The sequence below is a fragment of the Chitinophaga dinghuensis genome (assembly GCF_003259435.1).
GTDB classification, from domain to species: Bacteria; Bacteroidota; Bacteroidia; order Chitinophagales; family Chitinophagaceae; genus Chitinophaga; species Chitinophaga dinghuensis.
Map to the genome: position 1 here is coordinate 313,155 of NZ_QLMA01000003.1, position 24,449 is coordinate 337,603.

At 44.9% G+C, this 24,449-nt stretch carries 21 protein-coding genes; 14 read left to right on the forward strand and 7 right to left on the reverse strand.

Translation table 11 applies throughout. The annotated features are described in order from the left end of the window. Position 1: 1 nt before the first annotated feature. The 5 genes from CLV59_RS10325 to CLV59_RS10345 all read right to left on the reverse strand — a co-directional run bounded on the left by CLV59_RS10325 (position 2) and on the right by CLV59_RS10345 (position 5,746). Positions 2-886: an alkaline phosphatase gene (locus CLV59_RS10325; protein WP_111591954.1), complete on the reverse strand. Its 885-nt coding sequence runs from the start codon at positions 884-886 to the stop codon at positions 2-4. A gap of 69 nt (positions 887-955) precedes the next feature. Further along, entirely contained in the window at positions 956-1,714 is a 759-nt protein-coding gene (locus tag CLV59_RS10330) for a copper homeostasis protein CutC (RefSeq protein WP_111591955.1), read from the reverse strand. A 109-nt stretch (positions 1,715-1,823) separates the two neighbouring features. Then, positions 1,824-2,882, reverse strand: a complete 1,059-nt coding sequence (locus tag CLV59_RS10335) for a N(4)-(beta-N-acetylglucosaminyl)-L-asparaginase (protein WP_111591956.1) — start codon at positions 2,880-2,882, stop codon at positions 1,824-1,826. A 13-nt stretch (positions 2,883-2,895) separates the two neighbouring features. Further along, positions 2,896-3,861, reverse strand: coding sequence for an ROK family protein (locus CLV59_RS10340; RefSeq protein WP_111591957.1), 966 nt, complete (start codon positions 3,859-3,861; stop codon positions 2,896-2,898). Next, positions 3,833-5,746: an MFS transporter gene (locus CLV59_RS10345; protein WP_211323794.1), complete on the reverse strand. Its 1,914-nt coding sequence runs from the start codon at positions 5,744-5,746 to the stop codon at positions 3,833-3,835. The genes CLV59_RS10340 and CLV59_RS10345 overlap by 29 nt, the downstream gene beginning before the upstream one ends. A 183-nt stretch (positions 5,747-5,929) precedes the next feature. On the opposite strand from CLV59_RS10345, the gene CLV59_RS10355 reads away from it, so the two are divergent. The 4 genes from CLV59_RS10355 to CLV59_RS10370 all read left to right on the forward strand — a co-directional run bounded on the left by CLV59_RS10355 (position 5,930) and on the right by CLV59_RS10370 (position 9,973). Next, complete coding sequence (locus CLV59_RS10355) at positions 5,930-7,219, forward strand: sugar MFS transporter (RefSeq protein ID WP_111591958.1); 1,290 nt, start codon at positions 5,930-5,932, stop codon at positions 7,217-7,219. Between the two features lie 196 nt (positions 7,220-7,415). Next, on the forward strand, positions 7,416-8,558 hold the full coding sequence (gene galK, locus CLV59_RS10360) for a galactokinase (protein WP_111591959.1): 1,143 nt from the start codon (positions 7,416-7,418) through the stop codon (positions 8,556-8,558). Positions 8,559-8,712: 154 nt separating this feature from the next. Further along, a complete protein-coding gene (locus CLV59_RS10365) occupies positions 8,713-9,051 on the forward strand; it encodes a HipA N-terminal domain-containing protein (protein WP_111591960.1) in 339 nt (112 codons plus the stop codon). Between the two features lie 115 nt (positions 9,052-9,166). Further along, positions 9,167-9,973, forward strand: a complete 807-nt coding sequence (locus CLV59_RS10370; RefSeq protein WP_211323796.1) for a HipA domain-containing protein — start codon at positions 9,167-9,169, stop codon at positions 9,971-9,973. Between the two features lie 57 nt (positions 9,974-10,030). Here CLV59_RS10370 and CLV59_RS10375 read toward each other — a convergent pair whose 3' ends face one another. Further along, positions 10,031-11,428 (reverse strand): Gfo/Idh/MocA family protein, encoded by a 1,398-nt coding sequence (locus tag CLV59_RS10375; RefSeq protein WP_211323798.1) that lies wholly within the window; start codon positions 11,426-11,428, stop codon positions 10,031-10,033. A 257-nt stretch (positions 11,429-11,685) separates the two neighbouring features. Between CLV59_RS10375 and CLV59_RS10380 the strand changes: the two genes are divergently transcribed. The 10 genes from CLV59_RS10380 to CLV59_RS10425 all read left to right on the forward strand — a co-directional run bounded on the left by CLV59_RS10380 (position 11,686) and on the right by CLV59_RS10425 (position 23,636). Next, entirely contained in the window at positions 11,686-13,731 is a 2,046-nt protein-coding gene (locus CLV59_RS10380) for an alpha-L-fucosidase (RefSeq protein WP_111592331.1), read from the forward strand. Positions 13,732-14,157: 426 nt separating this feature from the next. After that, a complete protein-coding gene (locus tag CLV59_RS10385; protein WP_245950848.1) occupies positions 14,158-14,952 on the forward strand; it encodes a GNAT family N-acetyltransferase in 795 nt (264 codons plus the stop codon). 45 nt (positions 14,953-14,997) lie between these two features. Next, on the forward strand, positions 14,998-16,191 hold the full coding sequence (gene argG / locus CLV59_RS10390) for an argininosuccinate synthase (protein WP_245950849.1): 1,194 nt from the start codon (positions 14,998-15,000) through the stop codon (positions 16,189-16,191). A gap of 3 nt (positions 16,192-16,194) precedes the next feature. After that, entirely contained in the window at positions 16,195-17,178 is a 984-nt protein-coding gene (gene argC, locus CLV59_RS10395) for an N-acetyl-gamma-glutamyl-phosphate reductase (RefSeq protein ID WP_111591963.1), read from the forward strand. 32 nt (positions 17,179-17,210) lie between these two features. Then, the gene (locus CLV59_RS10400) at positions 17,211-18,335 is read left to right on the forward strand and encodes an aspartate aminotransferase family protein (protein WP_111591964.1); all 1,125 of its coding nucleotides are present in this window, start codon (positions 17,211-17,213) and stop codon (positions 18,333-18,335) included. A gap of 2 nt (positions 18,336-18,337) precedes the next feature. Continuing rightward, positions 18,338-19,291: an N-acetylornithine carbamoyltransferase gene (locus CLV59_RS10405; RefSeq protein WP_111591965.1), complete on the forward strand. Its 954-nt coding sequence runs from the start codon at positions 18,338-18,340 to the stop codon at positions 19,289-19,291. Then, complete coding sequence (gene argB, locus CLV59_RS10410; RefSeq protein ID WP_111591966.1) at positions 19,288-20,076, forward strand: acetylglutamate kinase; 789 nt, start codon at positions 19,288-19,290, stop codon at positions 20,074-20,076. The genes CLV59_RS10405 and argB overlap by 4 nt, the downstream gene beginning before the upstream one ends. Positions 20,077-20,078: 2 nt before the next feature. Then, a complete protein-coding gene (locus CLV59_RS10415; protein ID WP_111591967.1) occupies positions 20,079-21,143 on the forward strand; it encodes a M20 family metallo-hydrolase in 1,065 nt (354 codons plus the stop codon). A gap of 13 nt (positions 21,144-21,156) precedes the next feature. Then, positions 21,157-22,491, forward strand: a complete 1,335-nt coding sequence (gene argH, locus CLV59_RS10420) for an argininosuccinate lyase (RefSeq protein WP_111591968.1) — start codon at positions 21,157-21,159, stop codon at positions 22,489-22,491. Positions 22,492-22,715: 224 nt separating this feature from the next. Further along, positions 22,716-23,636: a hypothetical protein gene (locus tag CLV59_RS10425; RefSeq protein ID WP_111591969.1), complete on the forward strand. Its 921-nt coding sequence runs from the start codon at positions 22,716-22,718 to the stop codon at positions 23,634-23,636. Between the two features lie 60 nt (positions 23,637-23,696). Here the strand turns inward: CLV59_RS10425 and CLV59_RS10430 are convergent, their stop codons facing one another. Continuing rightward, a complete protein-coding gene (locus CLV59_RS10430; protein ID WP_111591970.1) occupies positions 23,697-24,104 on the reverse strand; it encodes a hypothetical protein in 408 nt (135 codons plus the stop codon). Positions 24,105-24,449 lie beyond the last annotated feature (345 nt).

Sequence of the window (24,449 nt, forward strand, 5' to 3'; positions counted from 1 at the left end):
ATTATTTAAATGCTTCCATAACCGGACGACCAATCCATACCTGTGGCGTTTTCAGACCAAAAATCCATGCGATGGTTGCAGCAGTATCATAGGTCATGATACTGGATTTCAGCTGGTTGTTTTTACGAACGCCTGGTCCTCTCATGATCCAAGGAATTTGCATTTCTTCCATGGTTTTTCCACCATGTCCTTTTTTAATACCGCCATGATCTGCGGTGAGGATGATGATGGAGTTATCCCACATGCCAGCATCTTTGATGGCTTGCAGAATCTGGCCCAGTAAAGCATCGTTTTTCTTTACCTGGTCATAATATTCAGGCGTATTATGGCCGATATTATGTCCTACGCCGTCAGGCTGATCGAAATGGATGAAGAGGAAGTCTGGTTTTTTTGCTTTAATATAATCAATCGCCTCTGTGGTTGCAAGGGTATCATTGTCGTGCGTACCCACTTCTTTATTAACGGCAGCTTTAGGGAAGAGATAGCCGATACCTGCCCAGCTATAGATTACGCCAATTTCTGCATTCGGTTTTTGTTCGCGGAGGATGGAATAGATGGAAGGGAACATGCCGTATTTATCCAGGGTGCGGGAAGGTAATTCCGGCTTTTTGCTGTCCCATTCTGTATATCCGTGAAGTTCAGGACCTGCGCCCATTACCATAGATGCCCAGTTGACTGCACTGGAGGATGGAAGAACGCTTCTGGCTTCCAGTGTCCAGGAGCCGTCCTGCATCATTTGTTTCATGTTAGGATTATCGGCTTTAGGAAAAGAGTAGGCGCCGAAGCCGTCCATACCGATAAGAATTACGTGGCGTGCACCTTTGACCTGGGCGTTAGCATAGAGTCCGCCCAACAGCATGGCTGCTGCAAGGATAATTTTTTTCATGGTTGTTCACTTTTAACTTTAACTGAATACTAGCAATGCCTGTAGTTGGCAAGGAGCTAAAATACTCTATTATTGTAATTCTTCCAATGCTTTTTCAGCCGTTTCACGTATTAATTGCACTTCTTTTTCCTGTGTTTCGGAGATGCCATATTCAGGTACGCCGGGGATACCGCCCATACTAACGTTGGGATTACGATAGACCATTTTACTATCATTATATGCTTTAGCGGAGGTATGGAATTCCACTACGCCGGTAGTTTTTACAAGTTGTGCAATGTTGTTGCTGCGTACGCCGGAACCAGCCATGATGGCTATTCTGTCGTTACTGCGAATGACGAGTTCCTTCAGTAATTCGGCGCCTTCCACTGCGGTATTTCTGCATCCGGAAGTAAGAATACGTTCGCAGCCGGTGGATATAATGTCTTCCAGGGCTTCAAACGGATTGTCGGTCATATCAAACGCTCTGTGGAAAGTGACGCCCATGGGGGCTGCCAGGTCCACCAGTTCTTTTGTTCTTTTTTTATCTACTCTGCCGTCAGGTGTCAGGATACCGATTACCACGCCATTGCAGCCGAGTTGTTTGCAGAGGGCGATATCTCGTTTCATGGTTTCAAACTCGATATCAGAGTAGAGGAAATCGCCGCCGCGAGGGCGAATGATGGGATATATTGCTATTTTAACGGATTCGCGTGCCAGGGCGATGGCGCCGTAGCTGGGAGTGGTACCGCCTTCGAGGAGGTTATCGCAGAGTTCTATTCTGGTAGCGCCACCTTTTTCTGCTGCGATACAGGAGGAGACGGAGCCGGCGCATATTTCAAGGGTGAGCATATGTATGAATTTTATTTTGGAGCGCATCCTTCCATTGATGTGCGATGGAAGGATGCGCTCTCTCTTTTACTTAGACGGCCAACGGGCATCTAAGTAAAAGAGCTGCTATCTATTTAAAGTAGCTTTTACCGTTAATCAACACATTATTCTTTTCATTATTCAGCACAGCGTAGCTGAAGCCTTGTTGCAGGCAGTAAGCGCCTACTTCGCCTTTTTTATTCAGTGCGAGGAAGCCTACCTGGATTTCTTTTGCTTTAGAAGGACTGCGTTTCACGATACGTGTAACCGCTTCTTTGCAGGCAGCTTCAGGAGGATAGCCCTGACGCATCAGTTCCACGACGAGGTGGCTACCAACAATTTTAATCACTTCTTCGCCGACGCCGGTGCTGGTAGCTGCGCCGATTTCGTTATCAACGTAGAGGCCAGCTCCGATGATAGGGGAGTCGCCCACACGGCCATGCAGTTTGAATGCCATACCGGAAGTGGTGCAGGCGCCAGAGAGGTCTCCATTGGCGTCCATGGCTATCATTCCGATGGTATCATGGTTATAGACATTTCCTGGCAGCATCAGCGGATTGAAAGCAGTGGCGCCGGCAGGATTGCTGTCGTATGATTTGTTCTCGATATTGATGACTGGCTTGTATTCAGATTTTTTCAGCCATTCTTTCCAGGCTTTTTCTGATTCAGGGGTCAGCAGGTTTTCTTTCTGGAAACCGTTGGCCAGAGCGAATTGGAGTGCGCCGTCGCCAACGAGCATAACGTGTGGCGTTTTCTCCATAACGAGGCGGGCTACGGAAATAGCATGTGTTACATGTTCCAGTGCGGCTACAGACCCGGCGTTGCCTAATTCGTCCATGATGCAGGCATCGAGGGTAACGCGGCCATCTCTGTCGGGGAAGCCGGAGTAGCCCACGGTATGGTTATTAGGATCTGCTTCAGGAACGCGAACGCCGGCTTCCACTGCATCGAGGGCGCGGCCGCCTTTCTTCAGGATATCCCATGCAGCGGAGTTGGCGGCACGACCGAAGTCCCACGTAGATACCACGATAGGTTTACCTTTCACGAGATTTTTCTTCCCTTGTGCATCTGCTGCAGAAGCGATGCTGTCTAAAGAGAAAACAGCGGCGCCGAGGGCCGCTGTTTTCAAAAAACTTCTTCTATCTTTCATTCATGAATAGTTTTTAGTCTTTCATTTCCCAAGCCAGGGCGCTGGCGCCCAGAATAGCGGCATCACTTTCCTTCAGTTCGGAGAATAGCAATTTAACTTTATTCTGGAATATTGGGAGCACATTATTTTCCATGTGAACGCGCACTGGTTTCATGAGCAGATCGCCTGCTTTGGTCAGGCCTCCGAACAAAATGATTGCTTCGGGGCTGGAGAACATTACAAAATTGGCCAATGCTTCACCGAGGATTTTACCGGTGTATTCATAGACTTCTTTTGCGAGCGGATCATTTTTCATGGCTGCTTCGTAGATCATTTTGGAAGTGATGTCTTCCAGTGCATACTGACGGAGCGTGCTTTCCGCGTCGGGGCGGGTGGTCAGGAATTCTTTAGCTGTATTGCATACGCCTGTAGCGGAAGCGTAGGATTCCAGAGATCCGCGCATGCCGGTTCCTGGGTGGAGGCGGCCGCCAGGTTGTACAATACAGTGACCGAGTTCACCAGCGAATCCATCGTGACCATAGATCAGTTGGCCGTTGGCAACGATACCACTACCCACGCCGGTACCCAGTGTGATCATGATAAAGTCTTTCATTCCTCTGGCAGCGCCATAGGTCATTTCACCTATGGCAGCTGCGTTAGCATCGTTGGTAAGCACTGTGGGCAGGCCGAAGCGTTGTTCCAGCAGGTTAGCCAGTGGTACGATACCGCGCCAGGTGAGGTTTGGCGCATATTCGATATTGCCGGTATAGAAGTTACCGTTAGGCGCGCCTACACCGATACCTCTAATATTTTCTGTGCCGCCAGCCTGGTCGATGAGAATGCTCAGGTGACCGTGAAGTTCTGTTAAGAAATCCTCTACGTTGTCATGGCTTTTGGTTGACATCTTTCCATCACTCAAGATATTACCTCTGCGATCTACGATGCCGAAAACTGTGTTAGTCCCTCCAATATCAATGCCCACCGCTAATTGCTGACTCATAATCAATTCCTTGAGATTTTAGTATGTTTTTAACTCTGAATGCAAAGAACGCGAGATATGCGAAGCATATGCCCGGAATAATGTAGGAATAATGGATACCGATAGCAGGAATATCTGCCAGACCGCCTTGAACAGGAGGAACGAGGGAACCGCCGAGGATCATCATGATCAGGAATGCAGAACCTTGTCCGGTATATTTTCCAAGACCGCCGATAGACAGTGCGAAGATGCTTGGCCACATTACGGAGCAGAAAAGACCGCCGCTGATGAAAGCGAAAGTAGCCAGCGGACCGCTGGTAGTCAGACCAATTGCTACTGCGAGGATGCCCAGTAAGCCAAAGATCATCAGTGTTTTGGCTGGTTTATCCTGACCGGCGAAGAAGCCAATGATCTGGATAGCAATGCAGATAGCATAAGGGTATAGTTCTTTTACTTCGTTGCCTTTGAGGATGTTAGCGCCGAGCACTACGCCATAGGCTACAAATGGAACCACTACGCAGAGGATCTTACGGGTAGTTTTGGAAACGTTGAATACGCTGATGGCGCCAGTCCAGCGGCCGATCATCATAGAACCCCAGAAGAGGGATACGTAAGGGTCCAGCTGAGACTCTGCGAGGCCTTGTGGCGTCAGGAATCCAGGATGTTTCAGCAATGCGCCGAGGTTGCTGGCGATGGTTACTTCCACACCTACATAGATGAAGATGGCCAGCATACCCAGTGTGAGCTGAGGGTATTTCATAGCGCCCCATCCTTCAGGATTTTTCTGGGAAGACAGTTTAGCTACGAAGAGAATGCCGATGATACCTATGATACCTGTGATGAACAGTGGGAGTTCCATTTTGAGCCAGAGGCCCAGGAGTATCAGAATGAACATCAGGGTGATACCGAGGATGGCATTGGTTGCTTTAGGAGAAGATTCGAAAGCCTCGTTTGCTTCCGTGCTTTCTGGCATTTTTACAAATGCGAAGATGGCAGCAGCGATGAGGAACAGTACGATCAGCATGATATACAGCATATTGATTTTGCTGATATCGGTGCTTACTTCGCCGCCTTTAGCGCCGCCGAAGAGCAGCATACTAACGATGATAGGTCCGATGGTGGTACCGAAAGAGTTGATACCGCCAGCGAGGTTGAGGCGGTGAGCGCCTTTTGCCGGATCACCGAGGAGGATGGCGAATGGATTGGCAGCAGTTTGTTGCAGGGAGAAGCCCAGTGCAACGATGAACAGTGCCATGAGAATCAGGCCGAAGTAGCCGAAGGTGGCTGTCTGCTGGAAATCTGCCTGCAGAACGCCTACTACTTTTTCCAGGTTTTCTTTTTTGAAAGTACCTGTATATTCTTTGCCATTGAGGGCGAAGCCGCCAGGAACCGCAGCCAGGAGATTGGCGTTGCTGGTGTATTTGGCGCCGTTTTCGTTATTGGCGATCAGCAGAGAATAGGTGTCATTTTCTTTTTCGCGGCGAATTTTCACTTCGCGATCAGAAGTTTGTAATTGCTGTTCTGGTTGGAAACTACTGATATCCTTCACGGTTTCCGTGATAGGAACGATTTTTTCCTTGTTTACACAAGGGATCATAATTGCTGAGCCGAGTACAGAAATCAATAAACCGTAAATAATACCCTTCTTATAACCTATCTTATTGAGGATGTCTACCTTTCTTGCCGCGGATGCCAGATATAATATCAGGGAACCGATAAAGTAGGCGCTGTAGAAGGAGAAGTCAATCAGCTGAGATTCAAGCTGGGTCAGGTTAAAGTGAGATTTGCAGAACGGGATAAATATGCTGTTGGATGCAGCCAGGAAGCCCCAAAAAAAGAACACTAAAATTAGCACAAAGAAAGAAGGGTGCGTACTTTGCGCCCCTTGCCGTGATTGCTGAGCCATAAACGTGTTAAGTTACAGTGAATTTTTGCCCGATAAATGTATAAATATTTTTTTATCATTTTCTAAAAAACCGGATAAACGCCTGTGTTTTTTTTCGACGGTAAAACGTTTTAGCTAAGATATTTATGAAATAACGAATGAGTTTTATTATGTTCGCAAATACTAAAAATCATCTACTCCGCTATGTCGAACCAAACAGTAACAATGGAAGCACCTCTATCTGCCAGCCGTAGCAGCAATGCCAAGGCAATGACTGTCATCGGGACCTTATTTTTCCTTTTTGGATTTATAACTTGGTTGAACAGTGTGTTGATTCCATTTTTGAAGCAGGCCTGCGAATTATCTGATTTCCAGGTATATTTCGTGACTTTCGCCTTTTATATCTCTTATTTCGTGATGGCCATTCCATCTTCTGGTATCCTTAAAAAGGTGGGATTTGCCAATGGGATGTCGGTAGGGCTTTTCACCATGGCTATAGGCTCTCTGATATTTGTGCCTGCGGCGCAAATGCGTTCATTTCCATTGTTCCTGGTAGGATTATTCATCCAGGGAGCTGGTATGACGCTGTTACAGGCGGCCTCTAATCCCTATGTTACCATCATCGGGCCTATTGAGCGCGCTGCACAGCGTATGAGCATCATGGGTATCTGTAACAAAGTGGCGGCCATGATCGGTATCCTCCTGCTTAGTGTCCTGTTGTTTAGCGATACTACAGAATTGTCTCAGAAGATCGAAACCTTGCAAGGTGCGGAGAAAGAAGCAGAGCTGACTTTACTGGCTGGCCGCGTGATTGTACCTTATATCATCATGGCGGTTGTACTGGTCGGTTTAGGGTTCATGGTAAGAAAAGCGCATCTGCCTGAAGTAAATCCAGAGGAAGAAGCAGGTGAGAGTAATGTGAAAACGCCTAGTTCTATATTTAAGATTCCTTATCTGATGCTGGGTATTCTCTGCCTGTTTTTATATGTAGGGGTAGAGGTACTGGCTATTGATTCACTGGCCCTGTATGGAGAAGCCAGCGGTTTTACCAAAGAGGTGGCCATCCACCTGGGAATTTATAGCCTGGTTGCCCTCACTGTAGGTTATCTGCTGGGTATTGTACTGGTGCCAAAATACATTTCTCAGCGTGCTGCCCTGATTATTTGTGCGGTATTAGGTACTGTATTTACAGCGGGCGCATTGCTCACAAGCGGTAAAACCTCTGTTATATTCATTATCCTGCTGAGCTTTGCACATTCTCTGATGTGGCCTGGCATCTGGCCATTGGCTATCAACAAGCTGGGTAAATTCACCAAACTGGGTTCTGCCTTCCTGATTATGGCTATTGCCGGTGGCGCTATTTTGCCTTTGCTGTACGGTGCATTGTGCGTGAACCTGGGCAACAGACAAATGCCATATATCATTATGGTTCCTTGCTACCTGTATATCTTATATTATGCAGCAGCAGGTTATAAGAAAGGACTACCATCCTGATTAATTGCTTTATAAAGATATAACCAGAAGGCCCGACAAAACATGATGCGTTTTGCCGGGCCTTCTGCATTTTAAGCTGCCGGTTATAAAATTTACTTTTTAGCCCATTTTTTACGTTGAATATATTGCTGCTTTCCTTTTTTATTTAGATAATATGATTATTTTTAGGCGTAAATTTTACGTTTAATTAAGACGAATGATACAGAAAACAAAAGAGCAATTCATAGAACTGTTTCATAAAGAGCCATTGATTGTAGTTTCCCCCGGAAGAATCAATCTGATAGGTGAACATACAGATTATAACGACGGGTTTGTATTACCCGCAGCCATCGATAAAAAGATCGTTTATGCAGTTGCCCTGAACGGTACCCGCCAATGTAATGTACATGCGGTTTTCACAAAAGAAACAGTATCCTTTTCCCTGGATGCGGTAGTACCTACCCCAGGATGGATTAATTATATCATGGGCGTAGTAGCCCAGCTCCAGGAGCGCGGATTGAAGGTAGAGGGTTTTGACTGTGTGTTAGCAGGAGATATCCCTGTGGGAGCGGGTCTTTCCTCCTCAGCGGCAGTAGAAGGCGGGCTGGTAGCAGCACTGGATAAGCTATTTGGCTATAACCTCTCCCGGATGGAGATGGCGCTGATTGGTCAGAAGGCAGAACACACTTTTCCGGGTGTGAAATGCGGCATTATGGACCAGTTTGCGAATTTACACGGTAAAAAAGATCAGGTAATCCGGCTGGATTGCCGTAGTCTCTCCTACGAATATTTCCCATTCGAATTCCCAGGCTATAAAGTAGTGCTTTGTAATTCCATGGTCCATCATAGTCTGGCTTCTTCTGAGTATAATGTACGTCGTCAGCAATGTGAAACCGGTGTGAAAGCGATTCAGCAATTACATCCGGAAGTAAAATCCCTCCGGGATGCCACCCTGGCTATGCTGGACGAAGTAAAAGCGGAATTGCCGGCCAAAGTATATGATCGTTGCGTATATGTCATTGAGGAGATACGTCGTGTTCAGGAGGCTACAGGATTATTACAGCAAGGAAAGCTGAATGAATTCGGAAAACTGATGTATGAAACCCATGAAGGGCTTTCGAAATTATATGAAGTAAGTTGTCCGGAACTGGATTTCCTGGTTTCCCTGGCCAGCGAAAGAGAAGAAGTAGCGGGTGCACGCGTGATGGGAGGCGGATTTGGCGGTTGTACTATCAACCTCGTGGAAGCGGATAAAGTGGAGGAATATTCCGCGTATGTACGTTCCCGTTATACTTCCAAGTATCATAAAGAACCAGAAATTTATGTTACCACCATCGAGAATGGAGTAACAGTTTTATAGTTTAATTGCAAGCTGACAGGAACCGCCTTTTAAGGCGGTTTTTTTATTTTTACAAGTGATTGTTTGAGCTGTTAATTCCATGTTTTCCTATATTGTAGTTTAAGTGTACGCAAATGAGATCCAATAATACCACATCATCCAAATAAAGCCGGCAATGAGAATAGGAAAAGTCTATTACCAGGATAAACTGGCTGGCCACATAACAGCAACCGATCATGGAGAATACTTATTTCAGTATACCCCGGAATATGTACAATCATCTCCTGATTTGTTCCTGACTTTTAGTATGCCTGTACGGCGGGAACCCTACATTGAGCGGCATTTATTCCCTTTTTTTGAAGGATTGATCCCGGAAGGCTGGCTACTGGAAATGGCGATCCAAAAGTGGAATCTGAAACGTAATGACAGCATGGGCTTATTATTAGCCTGTTGTCAGAATTGTATAGGCGCCGTAAGTATTCATCCATTAATACAAGAGGAGAATGAATTGTAAATGCCTGTATTGCTATCAACCGTTACTTCATAGTGAGGCCGACTTTCATCCCCGTTGCAGTGAACTCTTTTTTGGGACAGCAGAGGTACCTGTAATTAATTATTCACTGGCAGACATGGCAGCAATGGCAAGTCAACTTATTCAGACAAGTGTGGCTGTTCCAGGTGTGCAACCAAAGCTGTTACTAGAGAAGGACGCCCTTACTATTGCGGGGAAAGGAGGTGGTAATTATATCATCAAACCACCTAATCCTGATTATTCGCAGTTGCCGGAAAATGAGCATGTCAGTATGTTAATGGCGAAAGAAGTATTCGGTATAAATACGGCCCCTCACAGCCTGATTCGCCTGTCATCTGGAGAGCTGGCTTATATTACCCGTAGGATGGACAGAACAATGGATGGGACGTTTATACATATGTTGGATATGTTCCAGGTCCTGGAGGCTTACGATAAGTATATAGGAAGTATGGAGAAAGTAGGACGGGCTATCTCCCTATACTCTTCTTCTCCCTTGTCAGATGCTGGCAATTATTTCGAACTTGTTTTGTTCTGTTTTCTTACTGGCAATAATGATATGCATCTGAAGAATTTCTCAATGATTCGCAATGGTGACTTCTGGAATCTCGCTCCTGCATACGATTTGTTGAATGTATCTATTGCAAATCCCAAAGATGTAGAAGAAATGGCGCTCACATTAGGAGGTAAAAAAAGAAAATTTAGCAGACAGTATTTTACAGATTTTGGGTTGAAGTTGGGACTGTCTGTCATTCATATCAATGATTTATTTGAGAGAATTAAAGATAAAGTTCCGAAGGTAATTGCGCTGTTAAAGCAATCTTTTTTGACAACTGAAAATCAGGAGGATTATGAGGCGCTGTTTCGTAAAAGGCTCGATATGCTTCACATTGTAAGTAGGGAATAAACTAAAACGGCGAACCAATCGGTTCGCCGTTTTGCACATAGTTAGTTCGATTCTAAATTAGTACTGGTCGTCCAGTGCGAAGATAGCTTTCCTGTTCATCCAGCGACCGCGGGTGAAGTCAGGAATATATTGTACGCTGCCGCCTTCTGCTACAGATTGTTCTGTGAGCGGAGTGATAGCATACCAGGTAGCCATATCATATACGTCGAGTGCGAATGGCGCACCACGTTTAATACTTTCCACGAAAGAGTTCATTACGAACCAATCCATACCGCCATGGCCAGCGCCGGCAGCATCATTGGCATAACGTTTCCATAAAGGATGGTCGTATTTGCCATAGTAAGAATTCGGATCGTCGAATTTACCAGTGCTTTCCCAAACGTCGTTTTGTTTACTTACTTTCTCTACATAGATCTGTTTCTGATCATCCATCCACAGCCCGTTTGTACCTTGAACGCGGAAGTTCAGAGAGTAAGGACGGGGACTGTTGGTATCATGCGACAGCATGATCGTTTCGCCATTGTTGGTTTTGATTAAGGTAGACACGATATCGCCCAGCTTAAATTCCACCTTTGCGTTTGGATGACTTTCACTGCTATTGTCTACAATGTATTTATGCAGACCTCTGGATTTGGTAGCCACGGAAGTCAGCGACAGCAGGCGGTTACCACGGTTGATATTGATAGCGTTGCAGATAGGACCCAGACCATGAGAAGGATAGAGGTCGCCATTGCGGTGTACGGAGTGGTTAGTTCTCCATTTAGCTTCGGAGAGCGCGTTTTCGCCGAATTCAACGCCACCGCCATAGTATTGTTTACCGTTGTTGAATTTAACGCCACGGAGATCATGCTGATAACCTCCCTGCAGGTGTGTCAGTTCTCCAAAGAGACCTTGACGAACCATTTGCAGTACGGCCATCACATCGCGACGGTAACATACGTTCTCCATACCAAATACCGGGATACCGGTATTCTCGCTGGTGTTTACAAGCTCCCAGCATTCCTGGATATCGGAAGCGCCACATACTTCCACAGCAGGTATTTTACCTGCTTTCATCGCAGCGATAGCCATGATGGAATGCCATTCCCATGGAGTAGCAATTACCACCGCGTCAATATCGTCGCGTTTCAGCATATTACGAAAATCTTCAGGGCCGTTAGTATATTCAGCTACTTTACGTTTAGCGCCATAGATTTTGGTGATCATGTCTCTTGCCTTAGGAACAGTATAGGCAGTGTCCGGGTCAGCAAAAGCAATTAGGTCTACATCATCTCTGCGGAGGCATAAGTTGAGGTGGCTCAAACCGCGGGCGCCAACGCCAATCAGACCAATTCTAACTTTGGGTTTCTTTTCATTGGCAAACAGTTTGGCAGAAGAACCGAGCATAGACAGGCCTATTCCTGCCGCTGCGGTGTTTTTCAGAAAACTTCTGCGATGCAGTGGTTGTTTCATCATTGTTCAGTTGTTTAAATAGCGTATAGTAAATACGTTCAGAAGAGGCTAAATTTATAAAATTAGATTTATCAATTGGGAGTCAGTGTCTACTTTTCTTACATTTTTGTGATAAACGGTGATTTTTCTCCTGACACTGATGGTTGTCAGCACTTATGCCAGATTTAACTGCTAATATTGGATCAGGAAAAGGTAATTCGGGATCGATGCTCCTGATATATCTGTTTTATCTTCGCAAGCAACGTAATCAACAGTGCTACATGAAAATAACACCGTTACTGGCAGGCCTGCTGGCCTGCAACATGGCCATCGCCCAGGAAATTAAACCTTATGGCGCATTACCTTCCAAAGCACAATTGGAATGGAATGACATGGAGTATTACATGTTCATTCACTTCGGTCCGAATACCTTCACCAATAAGGAATGGGGACATGGAGATGAAGACCCGAAAGTCTTTAACCCTACTCATGTGGATGCCCGCCAATGGGCCCGTACGGCTAAACTGGCTGGTATGAAGGGAATAGTACTTACTGCCAAACATCATGATGGCTTCTGCCTCTGGCCTAGTAAATACAGTACTCACACGGTGAGAGAAAGTATGTACAAAGGAGATATCCTGAAAGAACTTTCTGCTGCATGTAAAGAGTACGGCCTGAAATTCGGTGTGTACTTGTCTCCCTGGGACAGAAATCACCCGGATTACGGCACGCCTAAGTACAATCAGACTTTTGTAAACACCCTGTCAGAAGTACTTTCCAACTACGGCCCTGTGTTCGAACAATGGTTCGATGGCGCCAATGATGGCACCAAACCACAGAAATACGATTTTACGCTTTTCAATAATACGGTTCATAAACTCCAGCCGAATGCGGTTATCTTCAGTGATGTTGGACCTGGATGTCGCTGGGTAGGTAATGAAAATGGTATTGCTGGCAAAACCAACTGGAGTACGCTCAACATTAAAGGATATGGTCCTGGTAAGGATGCGCCTGCGCAGAAGTCGCTCAATGAAGGGGTGGAAGATGGCGAAGCCTGGGTACCTGCTGAATGCGATGTGAGTATTCGTCCGGGATGGTTTTATAGTCCGGATACAGATGATAAAGTGAAATCCATACAGGAACTGCTGACCATCTATTACGGATCTGTAGGCCGTAATGGTAATTTGATTCTGAATGTGCCGGTAGACAGAGACGGTGTGATTCATCGCAACGACTCTACCCGTTTGATGGAGATGCGCCGGGTGCTGGATGCTACCTTTAAGAATAATCTGGCGAAAACGGCTATCGTAAAAGCTTCTGCTACCAGGAGCAACAATGCTGCCGTGAATGTTAGTCACCTCATCGATGGCAACAGCAAAACTTACTGGGCTACTCCCGACAACGTTACGGATGCTACTATCACCCTGTCTTTCAAACAGCCTGTTACCTTCAACAGACTGGTATTGCAGGAGTATATTGCGCTGGGGCAACGAGTAAAAGACTTTACAGTAGAGGTGATGGAGAATGGCACGTTTAAAGAAATTGCCAAAGAGACGACCATTGGTCACAAACGTATTTTACAATTCCCGAATACGACCACCAAGGAAGTAAGAATTCATATCCTGGATGCTAAGGCTTGTCCGGTGATCAGTGAAGTGGGATTGTATAAGGCGCCAGTGTTGGTGTCTCAACCGGTGCTGCGTCGGAACAGACAGGGAGAAGTAAGTATGGTGAATGTTTCTACGGATCAGCATATCTTTTATACGCTGGATGGAAGTATGCCAGATGCTACTTCTCAGCGGTATATACCAGGACAGATCATTCCGATGGCTAAGGGAGGCGTGATCCGTGCGGTATCTTTAAATGAAGAGAAGGGTAAGGTGGAGCGTAGTGCTGTTACCGAGGCTATATATGATGTTGCTCCTGCGAATTGGGTGCCGCTGGCTACCGATGGCGCCGAGAGTGCTGCCAGGGCCATTGATGGGAATACAGGATCTGCCTGGGTATCTAGCAATGCAGCTTACCCACATGAGCTAGCTGTGGATCTTTCAGAGGTGCTGCTCCTTAAAGGCTTTACTTACACTCCTGTGACAAAAGAACATGCACCGGGCATCATATATGGTTATGAGTTTTATACCAGCATGGATGGTAAGGAGTGGAAAAAGTCGGCAGCAGGTAGTTTTGCCAACATCCGGAACAACCCGGTTATGCAAAGTGTGGTTTTTGCACCTACGATGGCGCGGTATATCAAGCTGGTAGGGACTTCTCCTGCGGTGGATGGGGATCAGCAGGCGAGTATTGCCGAGCTGGGAATTATCACTAAATAGTAAATAATAATTATATCTGTAATGCCCGTGCCGCCCAAGATGTTGGTGGTACGGGCATTTTCTGTTAAGGCAATGAAAAAAAATCAATTAACGGAAAAAAAATTGGACCAATTAAAAATATAATGTTATAACTTTGCGGATAATCTAAACTAAAGACAATATTTATCACAATTTAACGCTGAACTGAAGTTGGAAAAAACCGCAACTCATACCAACATTTCTGCATATCATCCCGCTTTAAATAAAGGGGTATATTCTGTTGGGTTCAATGTCTTTAGATACCTTTCCCGACGACCTAGGATTTGATAGCGCGCTTGACATATTAAGGCCGCTGTCGCACCATGATTCCCAATCATAAGGTGTTTCTATTTCCAGTAATGGAATATTTCAATGTAGTTTATTGATTCACGATTTCAATTTTTAAAGTTGGAAAATCAACATATCATCGTTAGGGTAGCCACTCCTGACGATATTCACTATTCAAAGACCATCACCGATGAGATGGAGTCGTCTGCAAAAGCGCGTGGAACTGGAATTGCGAAGCGTTCCCCGGCTTATGTGGAGCTGAAGATGCAGGAAGGAAAAGCTGTGATTGCTTTAACGGACCAGGGCGATTGGGTAGGCTTCTGTTATATTGAAGCCTGGGGCCATGATAAATTTGTTGCCAACTCAGGGCTAATCGTGAATCCAGCCTTCCGTGGGCATGGTGTAGCAAAGTCTATCAAAAAGAAAATCTTCGAACTTTCCCGTCAGAAATATCCTGATTCAAAAATATTTGGTTTGACCACCGGTTTAGCGGTGATGAAGATTAATTCCGAGTTGGGTTATGAGCCCGTTACTTATTCAGAGTTAACAGATGATGAAGAATTCTGGAAAGGGTGTCGTAGCTGCGTAAATTTTGATATTCTTACGTCTAAGAATCGTAAGAACTGTCTTTGTACTGCTATGTTGTATGATCCAACCGAGAAGTTGAAAGAAGCGGAAGAAAAAGCAATGGCGGCTAAAGCGGAAGCAGAGGCGGCAGAAGCAGAGATAGAGAAGATGAAGATGTCGGTTGCTGCAAATGGACGTATTCACCATGAAAGACGCCGTCATCGCCGTTTCAAGGGGAATATCAAGTTGTATGAACGCTGGTTGCGATTCAAAAGATTTGTATTGCTGAAAAGCAAGAAAGAAGGAGGCGCTGCAGGATCTAAAAAGAAATTCCTGTTCTTCCTCTGAATGAATGAAAGTAAAATATTGTTATCTGTATAAAATGTCGTTATAATGAAAAAAGTAGTACTGGGATTTAGCGGTGGACTTGATACCTCCTATTGCGTTAAATATCTGACCGAAGAAAAAGGTTATGAAGTGCATTCAGTGATTGTTAACACAGGCGGTTTTTCTGAAGAAGAACTGAAAGAAATTGAACAACGCGCGATTAGCCTGGGAGTGAAGAGCCACAAGACTGTAAACGCTATCCGCAGTTACTACGACGGCGTTATCAAATATCTGATCTTCGGTAATGTGCTGAAGAATAATACCTATCCGCTGAGTGTTTCTGCTGAACGTATGAGTCAGGCGCTGGCGATTGCAGAATATGTAAAAGAAGTTGGGGCCGACGCCGTTGCACACGGTTCTACCGGTGCTGGTAATGACCAGGTTCGTTTTGATATGGTATTCCATATTATGATCCCAGGTGTGGAAATCATCACGCCGATTCGTGATATGAAACTGAGCCGTGAAGAGGAAATCACTTACCTGCAGTCAAAAGGCGTAGCGGTGAACTTCGAAAAAGCCATGTACTCTATCAATAAAGGTATCTGGGGAACTTCTGTTGGCGGTAAGGAAACCCTTACATCCAATGGTATGCTGCCAGAAGCTGCATGGCCTACTCAGTTGACCAAAAACGGCGAAGAACAAGTGAAACTGGTTTTCGAAAAAGGTGAATTGGTAGGTATCAACGATAAAACATTCGCTCATCCTTCTGAAGCTATTCAATATCTCCAGACACTTGCCGGTCCTTATGCTATTGGTCGTGATATCCACGTGGGAGACACTATCATCGGTATTAAAGGTCGCGTAGGTTTTGAGGCGGCTGCGCCAATGGTGATTATTAAAGCGCACCATGCACTGGAAAAACATGTGCTCACCAAATGGCAGCTTAGCTGGAAAGATCAACTGGCGCAATTCTACGGTAACTGGATGCATGAAGGTCAGATTATGGACCCTGTAATGCGCGATATCGAAGCATTCCTCCAGCATACGCAGGAAAATGTAAGCGGCGAAGTATTCGTAACACTGATGCCTTACCGCTTCCAGGTGACTGGTATCCAGAGTCCTTATGATCTGATGAGCAGCAAGTTTGGTAAATATGGCGAGATGAACAGTGGCTGGTCTGGCGATGATGTAAGAGGCTTCAGCAAAATTTTTGGTAACCAGACAATGATCTGGCATCAGGTTAAAAATTCCAATAGCTAAGTGATGAGTAACAGCAAGAAAATAAAAGCAGGCATCATCGGTGGGGCAGGATACACTGGTGGAGAGATGATCCGGCTTTTGCTGAATCACCCGGATGTAACCATTGCATTTGTACACAGTCGCAGTAATGCAGGGAATCCCCTCTACGCTGTACATGCTGATCTGCTGGGTGAAACAGACCTTACTTTTACCGGCGAACTGAGTAACGACATTGATGTGATGTTCCTCTGTCTCGGTCATGGTGAATCTAAAAAATTTGTGGAAGCAAATGATATTGCTGACCACATCAAAATAATCGATCTCAGTCAGGATTTTCGTTTAGGCGAAACCGTTAAAGACAGAGTATTCGTATATGGCCTTCCTGAAATGAACAGAGAGGCTATAAAAACCGCCAGGAATATTGCTAATCCTGGTTGTTTTGCTACTGCTATTCAGTTAGGACTGCTGCCTTTGGCGAAAGCGGGTCTTCTGAAAGAAGTACATACTACAGGTATTACCGGTTCTACCGGCGCAGGTCAGAGCCTGCAGGCCACTTCCCATTTTACCTGGAGATCCAATAATATCTCTACCTATAAGGTACTTACACACCAACATCTGAAAGAAATCCGACGAAGCCTGCAACTGTTGCAGCCTGGATATACAGCAGATGTAAACTTTGTACCGGTAAGAGGCGATTTCCCAAGAGGTATCTGGGTGACTTCCTATCAGCAGAGTGATCTGTCATTGGAAGCCGCTGTGCAGTTATACCAGGATTTTTATGCTGGTCATCCATTCACGCATGTGAGCACAAAACAGATCGACCTCAAACAGGTGGTAAATACCAATAAAGTGCTGATACAGTTAGAGAAAGTAGGAGATAAACTGGTCATTCATTCTATTGAGGATAATCTGCTGAAAGGCGCTTCCGGTCAGGCTGTACAGAATATGAACCTGATGTGCGGACTGGATGAAACGGCGGGACTCAAATTGAAGTCCATCGTTTTCTAAACCATTTTTTCATTGTCAATCTGAATTTACAAATGAAACTTTTCGACGTTTATCCCGTAAACAATATAGTAATTGATAAAGCACTGGGCGCAAATGTCTGGGATGATCAGGGAACTGAATATCTGGACATGTACGGCGGTCACGCAGTAATTTCCATTGGGCATACCCACCCGCATTATGTGAAACGGCTGACAGACCAGTTGCATAAAATAGGCTTCTATTCCAATTCCATCAAGATGCCGCTGCAGGAACAACTGGCAGCCTTATTGGGGAAAATTTCAGGAAAGGAAGATTATCAACTTTTCCTCTGCAACTCTGGCGCAGAAGCCAATGAGAATGCATTAAAGCTCGCGTCTTTCCATAACGGTAAGAAAAAAGTAATTGCTTTCAGGAAATCTTTCCATGGCCGTACTTCTCTTGCTGTAGCTGCAACCGATAATCCAAAGATTGTAGCGCCGGTAAATGAAACAGATAATATTGTTTTTCTGCCTTGGGAAGACATTGCTGCACTGGAGCAGGCATTTAAAGACCATGAAGTATCTTCTGTTATCATTGAAGGTATCCAGGGTGTTGGCGGTATCCGTGTAGCCAGCGAGGCTTTCCTTCAAAAGATCCGTTCTCTCTGCGATGCGCACAATGCAGTATTCATTGCGGATTCCGTACAGTGCGGATATGGCAGAAGCGGTAAATTCTTTTCACATGACTATGCCGGCGTAAATGCTGATATCTATACCATGGCTAAAGGCATGGGAAATGGTTTCCCGATCGGCGGTATTATCATCTCTCCAAAAATTGCCCCTAGTTATGGTATGCTTGGTACTACCTTCGGTGGTAACCATCTTGCATGTGCCGCAGCCCTGGCTGTTTTGGAGGTGATCGAATCCGAAAATCTGTTGCAGAATGCAGCGAATATCGGAGAATACCTGATCGCTGAACTGAAACAATTCCAGCAAGTATTGGAAGTTAGAGGTCGTGGTCTGATGATTGGTATCGAACTGCCGGAAGAACTGGCGCACGTTAGGAAGAATCTGCTGGGAGATCATAAGATTTTCACCGGTGAGGCTAAGCCAAATGTAATTCGCCTGCTGCCTTCTCTGGCACTGACCAAAGCAAATGCAGATCAATTTTTAGAAGCATTCAGAAAAGAAGTGAAATAATAATGAAACAGTTTATTTCAACAGCCGATGTTCCCAGTGTCCCGCGTTTGGTGGAGATTGCACTGGAGTACAAGAAAAATCCCTTCAAGGATAGAGAATTAGGAAAAGATAAGACATTGGGAATGATATTCCTGAATCCTAGCTTACGTACACGTTTGAGTACGCAGGTAGCTGCAAAGCAGTTGGGTATGGAACCAATCGTTTTCAATATTGATAAAGAAGGGTGGCAGCTGGAAATGAATGACGGCGTTATCATGAACGGGAATACTTCCGAACACGTAAAAGAAGCCGCTGCGGTGATGGGACAATATTTCGATATCCTGGCCATCCGCACATTCCCTGGACTGAAAAACAAAGAAGAAGACTATACAGAGAAATATATCAATCAGTTCATCAAGTATGCCGGTGTGCCGGTGGTAAGCCTGGAAAGCGCTACCCTGCACCCACTGCAAAGTCTGACCGACGTGATCACCATGAAGGAAAGATGGCAGGAAAACCGCAAACCGAAAGTGGTAATGACCTGGGCGCCGCATGTAAAAGCGCTCCCACAGGCAGTTCCTAACTCATTTGCTCAATGGGTGAATGCATGGGGAGAAGCCGATTTCGTTATCACTCATCCGGAAGGTTATGAACTGGACGAGAAATTCACCAATGGCGCCCGCATTGAATACAATCAGGACGAAGCGCTGAAGGATGCTGATTTTGTATACGTGAAGAACTGGTCTTCCTATAAAGACTATGGAAAAATCACTTGTACAGACAGTAGCTGGATGGTTACAAATGATAAACTCAAACATACCAATAACGCAAAGGTAATGCACTGTTTGCCTGTGAGAAGAAATGTGGTGATTGCGGACGAAGTGCTGGATGGACCTAATTCCATCGTTATTCCTGAAGCAGGCAACCGTGTATGGGCTGCACAGGCGGTATTGAGTGAAATATTAAAAGGATTATGATCGACCTGTTTATCATTAAAGTAGGCGGAAACGTAATCGATAACCCGGCATTGCTGCAAACTTTCCTTGGAAAGTTTGCAGCAATTTCCGCTAAAAAGATACTCATTCATGGCGGCGGAAAAGTAGCCACCAGGATTGGAGACAAGCTGGGAATTGAATCGAAATATGTAGACGGACGCCGCATCACGGACGCAGATACAATTGACGTTGTTACGATGGTGTATGGTGGTCTCGTTAATAAGCAATTAGTCGCGCAACTGCAGTCCCGCAACTGCAACGCGATTGGTTTGACTGGAGCAGATGCCAACATCATTCCTGCTACCAAACGTCCTGTAAAGGAAATTGATTTCGGATTCGTTGGCGATGTAAGAACTACCGAATTAAATACGGCGCCGTTGATTTCCTTATTGGAAGGCGGCGTTACGCCGGTATTTGCTCCGCTGACACATGATGGAAAAGGACAGATACTGAATACCAATGCAGATACTATTGCTTCCTCACTGGCGATTGCATTGTCGAAGAAATATAATGTCAGACTGATATACTGTTTTGAGAAGAAAGGGGTATTGAGTGATCCGAATGATGATAACGCAGTAATCAACCTGATCAACAAAGAAATTTATCAGCAGTTGATGGACCAGAAGGTATTGTCGGACGGCATTCTGCCTAAGCTGGACAATGCTTTCGGTGCAATTAATAACGGAGTGAAGGAAGTGCTGATTGGCCATGCCGAAGATGTGTTGAGTAATACAACAGCAACGGTAGCAGGCACCTTAATTTGCTAACTATGTGGAACGAAAAATTATATGATGTGGCAGTAGCGCTGCTGAAGCAGATGATTGCTACCCCATCATTAAGCAGAGAAGAAGACGGAACAGCTACGCTGATCAGTGAATTTCTGACTGCCATGGAGATACCGCATGAACGGCATCTGAACAATATCTGGGCCTACAACAAACATTTTAACCCGGCGAAACCTAGTATCCTGTTGAATTCTCATCATGATACGGTAAAGCCGAATCCACAGTACACCCGTGATCCATTTAGTCCGGATGTGGTGGAGGGTAAATTATATGGTCTGGGTAGTAATGATGCAGGTGGATGTTTAGTGAGTCTTATCGCGACATTCCTGCATTTTTATCATCGTGAGGATCTGAAATATAATATCATACTCACTGCCACTGCAGAAGAAGAAATCAGCGGTGTCAATGGTATTGAAAGTATTATAGAGAGATTGCCAGCCATCGAATTTGCAATTGTAGGCGAGCCTACGCAAACGCAGTTGGCAGTAGCGGAAAAAGGGCTGATGGTACTGGATTGCACCAGTACTGGTAAAGCAGGACACGCTGCTCGTGAAGAAGGAGAGAACGCCTTGTATAAAGCTTTACCGGATCTGATGTGGTTCAGGGACTTTCGTTTCCCTAAAACATCTGAAACATTGGGCCCTGTGAAGATGAGTGTAACGGTGATCAATACCTCCAATAAAGCGCATAACGTTGTACCGGCAGATTGCACCTTTGTAGTAGATGTTCGTGCCAACGATCAGTATACGCTGGAAGAACTGCTGGAAATCATACAAGCGAATGTACAATCAGAAGTGAAGCCACGTAGCATGCGTATGCGTCCATCTTTTATACCGATGGATCATCCGTTTGTGCAGGCTGGCATTGCGGTTGGTAAAACCTGTTATGGATCTCCTACCACCTCTGATCAGGCATTAATCCCTGCAACGAGTGTGAAAATGGGACCTGGCGATTCTGCGAGGTCACATACCGCGGATGAGTACATTTATCTCACCGAAATAAAAGACGGGATAGAGAGTTATATAAAATTGTTGGAAGCCATTAACTAGAAATATCTGAATTATGAAATTGTGGCAAAAAGATAAGACATCACTGGCAGCAGTAGAGAAGTTCACCGTGGGGAAAGACCGCGAGATGGATGCCTTCCTGGCGCCATTTGATGTACTGGGTTCTATGGCCCACATTACCATGCTGGAATCTATCGGTTTGCTGGAAGCTGAGGAGCTGACAGTACTGAAAGCAGAGCTGCGTAAGATATATCATGAAATCCAGGAAGGAAACTTCGTACTGGAAGCGGATGTAGAAGATATACACTCTCAGGTGGAACTCTTGCTGACACGTCGTTTGGGCGAAGTAGGCAAGAAGATACACAGTGGTCGTTCCCGTAATGACCAGGTGTTGGTGGATCTAAAGCTGTTTCTGCGTCATGAGTTGCAGTTGGTAGTAGAGGAATTAAAATCACTCTTCGATCTGTTGCAGCAACAGAGTGAGCATTATAAAAATCATTTGATTCCAGGATACACGCATTTACAGATTGCGATGCCATCTTCTTTCGGATTGTGGTTTGGCGCGTATGCAGAGAGCCTGGTGGATGACTTGACCATGTTACAGGGAGCATATCGGGTAGTGAATAAGAATCCGCTGGGTTCTGCTGCCGGTTATGGTTCTTCGTTCCCCCTTGACCGTGAGTTAACCACTTCTTTGTTAGGATTTGATAGCCTGAACTATAATGTGGTGTATGCACAGATGGGTCGTGGTAAAACAGAAAAGCTGGTAGCCTTCGCCCTGGCAGGTATTGGCGCCACCCTGGCCAAAATGGCGATGGATGCTTGTATGTTCATGAATCAGAACTTTGGTTTTATCAGTTTCCCTGATGAACTGACCACCGGTTCCAGTATCATGCCACACAAAAAGAATCCGGATGTATGGGAACTGATTCGTAGCCATGGTAACAAACTGCAGGCATTGCCGAATGAAATTGCCATGATGATTACTAATCTTCCTTCCGGCTACCATCGCGATTTACAGCTGCTGAAAGAAAATCTTTTCCCTGCCTTCCAGGCATTGAAAGATTGTATTCAGATGAGTAAACTGATGCTGGAGAATATTCGTATCAAGGAGAATATCCTGGATGATGAAAAGTACCAGTATTTGTTTAGCGTAGAAGTGGTGAATAACCTGGTATTACAGGGTATGCCTTTCCGTGAGGCGTATAAAAAAGTGGGAATGGATATTGAGCATGGCACTTTCTCTCCTGAAAAAGAAGTGAAGCATACGCATGCTGGTAGCATCGGAAATCTGTGTACTGCACAGATTGCGGCGCAGATGGACCAGGTATTGCAAGGGTTCCCATTTGAAAATGTGGATAAAGCGCTGGAGAAATTGCTGAATAGTTAATTACTTTTGCGACAGATAAAGATCAAATCTTTGTTGACGATAAAGAGAGAACCGGGTAAGTTTCTTGCCCGGTTTTTTATTTTGAAATAGTTTTCCTGTTGATTGTTTTTTTGAAATGTGAAAACATTTGTTGTAATATTGGAGCTGCTTGTAGCAATGTTTGTTCCCGATTAACGACTCATTATAAAAATTAGCGGATTAAGATTCCTATAACCTAAACTAATATGAGAGCTTATTTTGTACTGCTGTGTGGCCTTGTTTTGTCCACATTTACAGCGTTTTCCCAGGAAATGCAGAAGACTATTAAATTTCCTCCAAACTATAAGGTGGGAGATTATGTCACCTTTTTATCTGCGAAGGCAGAATCTGCTGCTGCCAGTGGGTTTTATGAGATTTCAGTTTCCTGTCTGCGAGGGAATCATGCATCAGCTTCGGTGCATTTGGTGAGTACATCCCATGGTAATCCTGGTATTTGGAGGGAAGCAGGTAAAATCAATAGTAACCCATATGGTGCAACTGAGAAGAATGCATTTACAGTAGACGTTATGGGAGAGGGATATAGCTGCAAAATGCGGATAAGGGCAACAGGCGTTTATGGAGACAATGATACCATGGTTATACATATCAAAGTTGCCTCGCGCGCTATGACTTTTTCCTGGACGGAAATATTTGAGAATGGTACAGAAACGGCTGTGGTTCCCCGTGCTCCTATGACTGCAGATTGGAATCTTTGGGTAGGGAATCCGGTTTATCCAGATGCAGCGAAAATAGCCCTCAAAGCCGATGTGAATGGCAATGTTGGTATTGGCACAGAGAACCCTTCTGAAAAATTATCTGTTGCTGGAACGGTATTGGCAAAGAAGGTAAAGGTGACTGCTACCGGATGGCCGGATTATGTATTTGATGCTGGCTATAGCCTCCCATCATTGCAGCAGGTGGAGCAGTACATTAAAGCAAACAATCATCTTCCAGAAGTGCCATCTGCGGCTGAAGTAGCAACAAATGGTCAAGATTTGGGAGAGATGAATAAAGTATTGCTGAAGAAAATAGAAGAGTTGACATTATATCTGATTCATCAGCAGCAAAAGTATGATGAGGAGATAGCAGGATTGAAGAAAGAGGTAGAAAAATTGAAAAAGAAATAGTTATAAAAAAGCCTTCCGGCACGCGGAAGGCCATATATTCATGGATAAAGGGAATCGTATTTACAAGGCAGGAGCTCCTGTACCGTCAACGATAACTTCTTCTGCCACTCCGTTATTAATCATACGTACTGAATAGCGATCAACGCCATTAACAGTTTTGAGTGGAGTTACGTCATAAAGGGAAGCCCCGTATTTATTTTGGAATGTACTCAGTACATCAGGGGAAACATAACCTTCTCTTACAGGGAGTGCGGGTTGAGGCCACATCATTCTGTAGTAATAATCATTCGAATTCATATTCATATTGCTCATGGATATGTAACGATCATGTTTACGTTCCCTTCTTTCTTCTCGTCTTTCTTCTCTCATCATGCGATGCCGGTGACTGGCAAATGCTGTTGATGGTGTCATGGCAATGGTTGTCATACCCATACCAGCTGCTAATAAATAAACTATCACCTTTTTCATAACCTTGATTTTTTGAGATGATTAGAACCTATTTTGCCCTATAAAGGTCCGATATTATGTGTTAAAGTGCGCATATCTGGCGAGGTCTGGGCTTGGTGCAAACTCGACCTTATATGGAATAACTATTTGTAACAGAGTAGGTAGGGATATATAACAACTTGAACAGTTGGGGGCAATTTTAACATAGTATAAATATTGGATTTGGGCAATGTGAGGCGCGCCACAGGGAACGTACATGCTCTTTAAGTCAACATCTTAATCCTATTTGTAGGATGATGAAATAGCAATAAAAGAAGATGCTTCATATATTCGTTGCTATAAAGAAGAATTTTTGTACACTGTGAA